The organism is Citrobacter sp. MGH106 (assembly GCF_001037495.1).
GTDB lineage: Bacteria > Pseudomonadota > Gammaproteobacteria > Enterobacterales > Enterobacteriaceae > Citrobacter > Citrobacter murliniae.
This window is the reverse complement of the sequence record NZ_KQ089822.1, coordinates 2,434,791-2,445,347: the sequence shown is the minus strand read 5'-3', so window position 1 is coordinate 2,445,347 and position 10,557 is coordinate 2,434,791. Positions and strand designations below refer to the sequence as shown.

Annotated in this window: 8 protein-coding genes; 1 reads left to right on the top strand and 7 read right to left on the bottom strand. The window is 52.3% G+C overall.

The genetic code is table 11. The features are described 5' to 3' along the window. Window positions 1–37: 37 nt before the first annotated feature. The 4 genes from SK36_RS11510 to ppsR form a co-directional block, all read right to left on the bottom strand. Complete coding sequence (locus SK36_RS11510) at window positions 38–2,023, bottom strand: TonB-dependent hemoglobin/transferrin/lactoferrin family receptor (protein ID WP_045442155.1); 1,986 nt, start codon at window positions 2,021–2,023, stop codon at window positions 38–40. 74 nt (window positions 2,024–2,097) lie between these two features. After that, window positions 2,098–2,286 (bottom strand): hemin uptake protein HemP, encoded by a 189-nt coding sequence (hemP, locus tag SK36_RS23670; RefSeq protein ID WP_071828921.1) that lies wholly within the window; start codon window positions 2,284–2,286, stop codon window positions 2,098–2,100. 169 nt (window positions 2,287–2,455) lie between these two features. Further along, complete coding sequence (aroH, locus tag SK36_RS11505; RefSeq protein ID WP_045442157.1) at window positions 2,456–3,502, bottom strand: 3-deoxy-7-phosphoheptulonate synthase AroH; 1,047 nt, start codon at window positions 3,500–3,502, stop codon at window positions 2,456–2,458. Between the two features lie 126 nt (window positions 3,503–3,628). Continuing rightward, window positions 3,629–4,462: a posphoenolpyruvate synthetase regulatory kinase/phosphorylase PpsR gene (ppsR, locus tag SK36_RS11500; protein WP_045442159.1), complete on the bottom strand. Its 834-nt coding sequence runs from the start codon at window positions 4,460–4,462 to the stop codon at window positions 3,629–3,631. Window positions 4,463–4,791: 329 nt separating this feature from the next. On the opposite strand from ppsR, the gene ppsA reads away from it, so the two are divergent. Beyond that, window positions 4,792–7,170, top strand: coding sequence for a phosphoenolpyruvate synthase (gene ppsA / locus SK36_RS11495; protein WP_045442162.1), 2,379 nt, complete (start codon window positions 4,792–4,794; stop codon window positions 7,168–7,170). A 52-nt stretch (window positions 7,171–7,222) separates the two neighbouring features. Here ppsA and fadK read toward each other — a convergent pair whose 3' ends face one another. From fadK to SK36_RS11480, 3 genes are all read right to left on the bottom strand, one after another. Beyond that, on the bottom strand, window positions 7,223–8,860 hold the full coding sequence (fadK, locus tag SK36_RS11490; protein ID WP_048221586.1) for a medium-chain fatty-acid--CoA ligase: 1,638 nt from the start codon (window positions 8,858–8,860) through the stop codon (window positions 7,223–7,225). A gap of 81 nt (window positions 8,861–8,941) precedes the next feature. After that, window positions 8,942–9,235, bottom strand: coding sequence for a ferredoxin family protein (locus SK36_RS11485; protein WP_048221585.1), 294 nt, complete (start codon window positions 9,233–9,235; stop codon window positions 8,942–8,944). Next, on the bottom strand, window positions 9,232–10,521 hold the full coding sequence (locus tag SK36_RS11480; RefSeq protein ID WP_045442169.1) for an FAD-dependent oxidoreductase: 1,290 nt from the start codon (window positions 10,519–10,521) through the stop codon (window positions 9,232–9,234). The genes SK36_RS11485 and SK36_RS11480 overlap by 4 nt, the downstream gene beginning before the upstream one ends. Window positions 10,522–10,557 lie beyond the last annotated feature (36 nt).

The following is a 10,557-nucleotide window of genomic DNA, read 5'->3' as shown; positions in this document are numbered from 1 at the left end:
TTCCAGATTGCTGCCCCGGCGAGCCGGGGCAGGGTGATTACCACTGATAACTCACGAAAATTTTGCCGTTACGACCATCCTGCGGAATGCCCTGCGGAGACCAGTATTCTTTGTCGAAGGCGTTACCCAGAACCAGCGTAGTGGTCACGCCTTTCAGTGCCTGTTGGCCCTGATAGCTCACATAGAAGTCGTTTACCGCATAGCCTGGTTGTTTAGTGTAGCTACTGCTGATATGAGTGGAGCGATCGGCAAAGGTACCGAGCCAGCCGACTGAGAAGCCGCTGTGTGCTACAGGAATGTTTAGTTTGCTGGTGACCGTGTCCGGGTTAATGCTGGAAATGTATTCACCGGTGTCAGTATCTTTGCCGCGCGTACGGTTATAGGCCAGATCCAGACTGAACAGGTCGGTGGTGTATTTCGTCATGACGTCCCAGCCCCAAATTTTGGCGTTGGGTACGTTGTAGGACATCGTTGTCGCAGCGGCAAAATCGACGCTGGTGGAGATGTAATCTTTTGCTTTGGTATCAAAATAGCTGGCTTTAAATTCGAGGGCGTCGTTCGCCAGCATCAGATCATCAAAGCGCAGGCCAAAACCATACTCCTGGGTTTCGTTGGTTTCCGGGCGCAGGTTAGGGTTTGGCACCCAGTAGTTGGTGTAAAACCGACCGATGGAGAAGTGTTTCGCATCGTTATACATCTCACCCATAGTCGGTGCGCGGAAGGCTTGCGCCCAGGAGCCAAACAGCATCAACCAGTCAGCAGGCGTAACGGTCATTCCCGCGCGAGAGGACCATTTATCCGCATCAACATCCGCATAACCCTCACTGCTGCCGCGGTAAGAGTCATAACGAGTGCCACCCAGTATCGTTATCGGCAGGTCTCGCAAGGTGATCTCGTCCTGTAGCCAGCCGGAGCTGAAATCAATTTTTGCCTGCGGGAAACCTGTGGTCGAGCCACCTGGACGTTGCTCCTGGCGATAATACTCACCGCCATAGGTCAACAGATGAGAGCCCGGGGAATCGGTAAACAGGCGACTGCGGTTATCAATTTTCCCGCCTTTGGTCGTTTGTTTGCGAAACTCGTTGGTTGCATCGGGGTTCTGCGCGTTAATGCGTGCTTCAGACCAGTAAATGCGAGCATCAGCATTCAGCCAGTCATTATCCGCTGGTGCGAGGGTATACGTCAGTTGGGCATCACGCTGGATAGTCGAACGATCGGTCATAGGATTGCTGCTGCTATCCGCATCACTGGCCTGTGGATTTTTAGGTTCCTGCGCATCATTGTTGTAATAACGTAGCGAACCTGCCAGTGTCTGGGCGCTGTCAAGTTTCCAACTGCCTTTTGCCAACATATTGTTAATCGTTTCGTCGTTCGGCGCGGTGGTACCGTTGCTCTGACGCAAATCACCACGGTCACGGCTGGACCAGGCGAGCAGTCCGTCCAGCGTATCGCTGCGACCATATGCGCTGGCTCCCATTCCGAGGCTGTGATCGCCCGTTGCTGCGGTACCAAATACGCGGTAGCCGCTGTTTTTGCCGACTTCCAGGAGATCTTTAGCATCTGCGGTTTCGTACGCGATCACGCCACCCAGCGCACCGCTGCCATACAGCAGAGCAGACGGGCCGCGAACCACTTCAATTCGTTTGATGAGAGCAGGGTCGAGGAAGGTGCTATTCAGGTGCCCGGTATCGGTACCCTGACGTACACCATCAACCAGGACCAGAACGCCGCGTCGGTCGTAACCGCGCAGATTAACGTCCTGTCCATTAGTACGCCCCGTACCGTCCAGAGTCAGACCAGGTACTTTACGTAACAGATCGGCAGCCGAGCTGGCGGTTTGGTTTTCCGGTGCGCTGGCGTCGATGACGCTGACCATCATCGGCGCTTCAAAGGCGCTACGGGCATTGCCGGTGGCGGTAACGGTAATATCATCAGTCGCGGCATAAGCGGTTGCGGACAGATGACTCATGATCGCCAGCGCTAAAAGTGATGGGCGCAAAGCCGCGGTGTGCAGGTATGGCATAGCAACTCTCCATTAGGAAATCGAAAAGCGCTGGCTGCCTGGGGATCACCTGGGTGGCTGGCGAAATGTGTTGTTTATTTAGTCAGAATCAGTTTTCCGGCATGCGTTTGTCTCAGCAGGTAATGCTGTCCGTCATGCTCGATAATCACCCGACCCTCGTTTCCGAGCAGACTTTTGCTGTCAATTCGACGCTCAGTTTGAACGGGAGAAGGTGGTGTATTGTCTTTTACGGGTGTTGCCGTGGTGTTATCCATACGTGACATAGTGTTTAAAAATAACAATCAATGTAACAATGATAATCATTATCAACAAACTAAAATTTTGCGGCAAGCCTTTTTGTGAAAAAATTGTGACGAGAATATTTTTTGAGCAAAAATGAAGGGAAAAACAAGGGATTGTCACCGGGCGAAGCTATTCCACCCGGTGAAAAGGTCAGAAACGACTATCAACGGCAGAGGCGAGTTTTTCGACCAGCAGTTCAGTATCTTCCCAGTTCAGACATGGGTCGGTGATCGACTGCCCATAGACCAGCGGTTGGCCACTGACGATTTTTTGCGTGCCTTCACGCAGGAAACTTTCCGCCATAATCCCGGCGATAGCCGTCGAGCCATTGCGAATTTGCTGACAAACATCATCGCAAACCTCTAACTGACGACGGTGCTGCTTCTGGCAATTGCCGTGACTAAAATCGACTACCAGATGCTCCGGTAAGGAGAACTCATGCAGGGTATCGCAGGCGGCGGCGATATCAGCTGCAGAGTAATTCGGCTTTTTACCTCCGCGCATGATGATATGTCCATACGGGTTACCGCTGGTCTGATAGATGGTCATCTGCCCGGTTTTATCCGGAGAGAGGAACATATGACTGGCTCGGGAAGCGCGAATAGCATCGACGGCAATACGTGTATTACCATCCGTCCCGTTTTTAAACCCTACCGGACAGGAGAGCGCAGAGGCCATCTCTCGGTGGATCTGGCTTTCAGTTGTACGCGCGCCAATGGCCCCCCAACTGATTAAATCGGCAATAAACTGGCCGGTAACCATATCGAGGAATTCCGTTGCCGTTGGCACCCCAAGCTCGTTAACCTGCAGCAGTAATTTACGCGCCAGCTCAATACCGTGGTTGACGCGGTAGCTGCCGTTTAAATCCGGGTCAGAAATTAAGCCTTTCCAGCCAACAACGGTGCGCGGCTTTTCAAAATAGGTACGCATCACGATTTCCAGACGCGCCTGGTGCCTGGTACGCAACGTCTGTAAACGAGTGGCGTACTCCATAGCTGCGTCAAGATCGTGAATCGAGCAGGGCCCAACGATCACCAGTAAACGGGGATCTTCACCATTCAATATTTTTTCTATCCGGCGTCGGGAATCCGTCACATGACGGGCGACGGAGGACGAAACAGGATGCCGCTGCGCAAGCTCTGCTGGAGTGACCAGGTTGTCAATACGCGCAGTACGGAGTTCATCGGTTCTGTTCATTACTTGTCTCAGAAATTTGTTGCTTCAACGGCAGGACTACCGGGAAGTGATGTACATCACAATAACACACTCATCCTGCCTACTGGCGAGCATAATAACAAAAAATTGAACCAATGCACTAGCGTTCTAGTACATTCGGCGATTCAGCCCCATAATATCGAGGATCTTAGTGGCAATTTCTTCTACCGAATAATTAGTACTGTTTAACCACGGGATCTGATTCTTCCGGTACAGCGCTTCTACTTCTGCCACCTCCATCCGGCACTGGCGCAGTGATGCGTAACGGCTATTTTCCCGGCGCTCTTCACGGATCGCCGTCAGGCGTTCAGGGTCGATCGTCAGGCCAAATAATTTATGCTGTAACGGTTTCAGTGATGCCGGTAGCACGAGATTATCCATATCATCGGCAATAAAGGGGTAGTTGGCCGCCCGGATCCCAAACTGCATCGCCAGATACAGGCTGGTAGGGGTTTTACCGCAGCGGGAAACGCCGAGCAGGATCACCTGAGCCTGATCGAGGTTGCGCAACGAAATACCGTCGTCATGAGCGAGCGTATAATCAATCGCCGCGATGCGTGCGTCGTACTTGATGAGATTACCCGGATTAAGACCGTGCGTGCGATGGGCAATCGGCGTGGGGTCGAGCTTCATCTCATGTTGCAGGGGAGCGACCAGTGCCTGCACGATATCCTGGCAGAACCCTTCACTTTGCAAAATAATAGAGCGGATTTCCGGCAACACGATGGAGTAAAACACCAGAGGGCGCACGCCAGTTTGTTGATAAATGGCGTCTATCTGGTCTTTTACCGCGCGGGCCCGACTCTCATTTTCCACAAACGGCAGCGTGATACTGCTGATCGTAACTGGAAACTGCGACATTACCGCGTGGCCTAATACCTCTGCGGTGATGGCCGTACCATCAGAAATATAAAATACATGACGATCAACAGCATTATCCATTTTGCTCATCCTGGGGGCTGACATAATTCTCTGAAAGCATAAATTAAAATTCGCCAGAAGCGAATATAACGATACTTATTTTATAAAATGAAACGGTATTTTTATATTTAATGAAAAGTACATTTCATTTTTCGGAACAAATGTTTATACCGACAGTTTTTGTGGTGATCCCGTGCCGCTCGCGGGTTTGCGCAAATGCGTAAACAATCTTAAAAAATAAAAAATAAAGTTGCTTGAACGATTCACCGTTTTTTTCGCTGAAGTAAATATGCAAAGATAATTACGCAAAATTGAGTTTCCTAACCTCGTTCATATATAAGGATTGTTCGATGTCCAACAATGGCTCGTCACCGCTGGTGCTTTGGTATAACCAACTCGGCATGAATGATGTAGACAGAGTTGGGGGCAAAAATGCCTCCCTGGGTGAAATGATTACTAACCTTTCCGGTATGGGTGTTTCCGTACCGAATGGTTTTGCAACGACCGCCGATGCGTTTAACCAGTTTCTGGACCAGAGCGGTGTAAACCAGCGCATTTATGAGCTGCTGGATAAAACGGATATTGACGATGTTACCGCGCTTGCGAAAGCCGGTGCGCAGATCCGCCAGTGGATTATCGACACTCCTTTCCAGCCTGAGCTGGAAAATGCCGTCCGCGATGCCTACGCGCAGCTTTCCGCGGATGATGCTAATGCCTCTTTTGCCGTGCGTTCTTCTGCAACCGCAGAAGATATGCCAGATGCTTCATTTGCCGGTCAGCAGGAAACTTTCCTCAACGTCCAGGGTTTTGATGCGGTGCTGGTGGCAATAAAACACGTATTTGCTTCGCTGTTTAACGACCGGGCGATCTCCTACCGTGTTCACCAGGGTTATGACCACCGTGGGGTGGCGCTCTCTGCGGGTGTCCAGCGTATGGTGCGCTCTGACCTTGCGTCTTCCGGCGTGATGTTCTCTATCGACACCGAATCCGGTTTCGACCAGGTGGTATTTATCACCTCAGCCTGGGGCCTGGGAGAAATGGTCGTGCAGGGCGCTGTCAACCCTGATGAATTCTACGTGCACAAACCGACGCTGGCCGCTAACCGCCCGGCAATTGTGCGTCGCACGATGGGTTCGAAAAAAATCCGCATGATTTACGCGCCGACGCAGGAACACGGTAAACAGGTTACGATTGAAGATGTTCCGCAAGATCAACGTGATATTTTCTCGCTGACGAACGAGGAAGTGCAGGAACTGGCGAAGCAGGCGGTACAGATCGAGAAGCACTACGGTCGTCCTATGGACATCGAATGGGCTAAAGATGGTCACACCGGCAAGCTGTTCATTGTGCAGGCTCGTCCGGAAACCGTACGTTCTCGCGGCCAGGTGATGGAGCGTTATACGCTGCATGCTCAGGGTAAAATCATTGCTGAAGGCCGTGCTATCGGTCATCGCATTGGCGCGGGTCCGGTGAAGGTGATTCACGACATCAGCGAAATGAACCGCATTGACCCAGGCGACGTACTGGTCACCGACATGACCGACCCAGACTGGGAGCCGATCATGAAAAAAGCGGCAGCGATTGTCACCAACCGCGGCGGTCGTACCTGTCACGCGGCGATCATCGCTCGCGAGCTAGGGATCCCGGCTGTCGTAGGTTGTGGTGATGCTACCGAGCGCATGAAAGATGGCGAGAAGGTGACTGTCTCCTGCGCCGAAGGCGATACCGGCTATGTGTATGCTGACATGCTCGACTTCAGCGTGAAAAGTTCCAGCGTGGAGACCATGCCGGATCTGCCGTTGAAGGTGATGATGAACGTCGGCAACCCGGACCGGGCTTTCGATTTCGCCTGTCTGCCGAACGAAGGCGTTGGACTGGCGCGTCTGGAATTTATCATCAACCGCATGATTGGCGTGCATCCTCGCGCACTGCTGGAGTTTGATGATCAGACGCCTGAGCTGCAAAAAGAAATCCGTTCAATGATGAAAGGGTTCGACTCCCCTCGCGAATTCTATGTTGGTCGTCTGACCGAAGGGATCGCGACCTTGGGTGCGGCGTTTTATCCAAAACGTGTCATTGTCCGTATGTCGGACTTTAAGTCCAACGAATACGCCAACCTGGTCGGCGGCGAGCGTTATGAACCGCATGAAGAGAACCCGATGTTGGGCTTCCGTGGCGCGGGTCGTTATGTTTCAGATAGCTTCCGCGACTGTTTTGCCCTCGAATGTGACGCGGTGAAACGCGTGCGCAACGAAATGGGACTGACGAACGTTGAAGTGATGGTACCGTTCGTACGAACTGTGGCCCAGGCAAAAGCGGTGGTGGATGAGCTGGCGCGTCAGGGGCTGAAACGTGGCGAGAACGGGCTGAAGATCATCATGATGTGTGAGATCCCATCCAACGCCTTGCTGGCTGAGCAGTTCCTTGAGCACTTCGACGGCTTCTCTATTGGCTCTAACGACATGACGCAGCTGGCGTTGGGTCTGGACCGTGACTCTGGCGTTGTTTCTGAGCTGTTTGATGAGCGTAACGACGCGGTGAAAGCACTGCTGTCGATGGCGATTCGCGCTGCCAAGAAACAGGGTAAATACGTTGGTATTTGCGGTCAGGGTCCATCTGACCACGAAGACTTCGCTGCCTGGCTGATGGAAGAGGGGATCGACAGCCTGTCGTTGAACCCGGATACCGTTGTACAGACATGGCTGAGTCTGGCTGAACTGAAAAAGTAATATCAACCAGGATGGCGGCGTTCGCGTCGCCATCCTGTCATCTCTGCCACACTTATACCTCAACACATTCAGCCAGCAGGCGCTGAATAATATCCTGACGTAACAAGAACTTCTGAATTTTACCGGACGCCGTTCTGGGTAATTTTTCGATCACCACAAGATGTTCCGGATATTTGTACTTTGCCACCCGTTTACGACTAAAAAAAGCCACCACAGATTCCAGCGAAAGCGAGTGATGCGGGGACTTGAGCACTACGTAGGCGCACGACCTCTCCCCTAATCGATCGTCTGGCATGGCAACAACACAGGCATCATGTATGCGCGGATGCTGCAATAGAATGTCTTCAACCTCACGACTACTGATATTCTCGCCACCTCGCACGATAATATCTTTCTTACGTCCGGTAATTTTTATGTATCCCGCGTCGTCCATTCGGCACAAATCACCACTGTAGTACCAACCGTCGCTATCCAGCGCTCTGGCAGTCATTTCTGGCTCATCAAGGTAGCCCATAAAGACGTTGGGCCCGCGCGAAGCTTCTTCACCTTCTGTGCCTGGTGGCAGCGTTTTTCGCGTTTCATCGACCACTTTTATTTCGACGCCAGCGGCGGCGTAGCCGTCGGTATTCATCATGCGGGAAAGTGAGTCATCAAGGTTTACTACTGCATGCGGTGAACTTTCCGTCGAGCCATAGACGCTTAACAGTTTGATGCCGAGCTGTTGACAGTCGCGGGCAATTTTTCTCGGAATAGTTGTGCCACCGCATAAGAAGAAGCGCAGTGATGAGAGATCGTAAGGTTGCTTTTCGACACAGCACAGGATGTCATAGACGAAGGGCGTTGCGCCGAGTACGCAGGTACAACGCTGTTGCTGCAATAGTTCGAGGCAGGCTGTTGGGGTAAAAATATCCAGCAGCACGCTGCGCGCACCAATTAAAAACGGCGCTGTTACGCCATGCAGAAAACCGGTGGCGTGCCCAAGCGGAGCAGGCATTAAAAACACATCCTGCCAGTTGAGGTTGAGGCGGGCGCAGTAAGCGCGCTCGCTGGCAAGGATGTTGTTATGGGTCAGCATCACGCCTTTCGGCATCCCTTCAGTACCGGAGGTAAAAAGCACTGCGGCCAGTTCGTCGGCATGAACGCTAATCGCTTTGGTTAACGGTGGGGTCGTAAGTAGCTGACTGAGCGCTAATGATGCCGTTGCAGGGGCCAGTTTATCCACGGCGACAATCTGTTGCAGATGCGGTAACTGATTTTGTAGGGGCAGGATCAGATCGACAGGCCGGGTCTGTTTAAACAGGGTCGGCGCGAAAAAGATCTTCGCTTTACATTTGTTCAGTACCCACACCAGTTCTGCCTCGCGCCAGGCGGGTAACAGGGGAACGGAAACGGCCCCCGTTTTCAGACAGGCCAGATAAATAAGAGTAAATTCGCACCAGCCCGGCAGTTGAAAAGCAATACGATCGCCAGGTTGGATCCCGCAGGATAAAAACCAGGATGCCAGGCTGTTGGCTGCACTGTCGAGTGCGGCATAGGTATATGAATCGCCCTGATTATCGACTACAGCGATTTTGTCCGGCACGGCCTGAGCAGTTTGGTGCCAGTAGTCGCCGAGTGAGGCATCCCCCCAAAATCCCTGCTGTCGGTATGTTTTTCGACGCTCGGCATTAAACGTTAGCGTGACTTTCATTGTTTGTCCCTGGATTATTTTCGGCATACTTCTTGCCGGACGGCAGTAGCATCCGATCCGGCCTGTAAAATGCAAAATCCGTTAGCCGTAGCGGAACTCCACACCAAATGTCCCTGCCGGGTATCCCCATTGTTCGAGGATTGTTTCACCGCAAAGTACCCGACAAGTCCCACACTCCAGACACCCTGCAGAATCAAAATGAATATTTCCGCTTTCGTCCTGCTTATACAGTCCGGCGGGGCAGGCTTTCAGTAATTTGCGAAATTCATTAACGTCAGGATGATCGGTCAGAATAATATGCGGATGGCCTTCATCGACATTGAATTTGTTGACGCCCAGTTTGACGTCAACGTTAACGGTATTGTCCTGACTCATAGCGCTGTTGCTCCCTTAATGCCGTCTTTGAGTAAGTTCATTAACCCAATCTGTTTTGCATGGGACATAAATATCTTGCGAACCGGTTGATTCGGACGTCCGTCAACGGTGAACATATCGCTCATGATATCTGCCACCATGCGTGGGTATTGGGTAAACAGACGCGGGTTTTCCATCAGCGCCGGGATCTTGCGAAAATGCTGTAAATCGCGCATTACGCAACTCTGTTCGAGAGCGTGCTTGTAGTCCATCAGGCTGTTGGCGGAGTAATCTTGCCGTTCTTTCGCGGCAATCGCTGTTTTAGCTGCCGCCTCCGCAGAAGCAATGGCTAAATCCATGCCGCGTACCGTATACCCCAAATTCAGACAGAAACCGGCGGCATCGCCGACGATCATCACGCCATCATCGAACAGTCTGGGCACCATTGCCAGACCACCTTCAGGCACCATATGTGCCGAGTATTCTCGCAATTCACCTCCTTCAATCAGCGGGCGAATAGTGGGATGCTGCTTAAAATCTTCCAGCATTTGCGGAATACTTTTTGTGGCGTGGTCTATGTCCCCCAGGCCGCACACCAGCCCCAGAGAAACAGAGTCATGGTTGGTATACAGAAAACCACCGCCCATGAGTCCGTTAGATGGCGAGCCGGCAAACAGCCAGGCCGCACCTTCATTGCCCGAAAGATTGAAACGATCTGCAATAACAGAGGGAGACAAGCCGATCAGTTCTTTTACACCGACGGCATAATGATGTGCTGAGGAGGCGGGGACTAAGCCCAGTGAGCGGCCCAGCATGGAATTAACACCGTCGGCAAGGATGACAATATTGGCTTCGAGGATATCGTCACCAGCCTGTACACCGGTAACTTTATTGCCCTCGCGGATCAGCGCATCGACGCGAACGCCAGGAATGAACTGCGCGCCTGCTTGTTCGGCTTTTTCCATCAGCCAGGGATCAAGACGGTTGCGCAAAACGGTATACGACTCCTGCGCTGGGGCATCGGTTTTTTCACGGTGAAAGTCCAGGGTCACGGCACTTTCTTCGGTCAGGAATGAGATTTTTTCGCGGGTCACTTTACGTTCGATGGGCGCTTGCTGAGCGAATCCAGGCATGATGCTTTCAAGGCTATGTGCGTAGAGCCGGCCACCGGTCATATTTTTACTGCCAGCGCTGTTTCCACGCTCAATAACCAACACGTCCAGTCCTGCACTTGCCATCACATAGCCTGCTACCGCACCGGCCACGCCAGCACCGACCACAATGGCATCAAATTTTTCATCTGACATGCTTTATGCTCCCTTCCCGCCGCGAGGGCGGCGGGA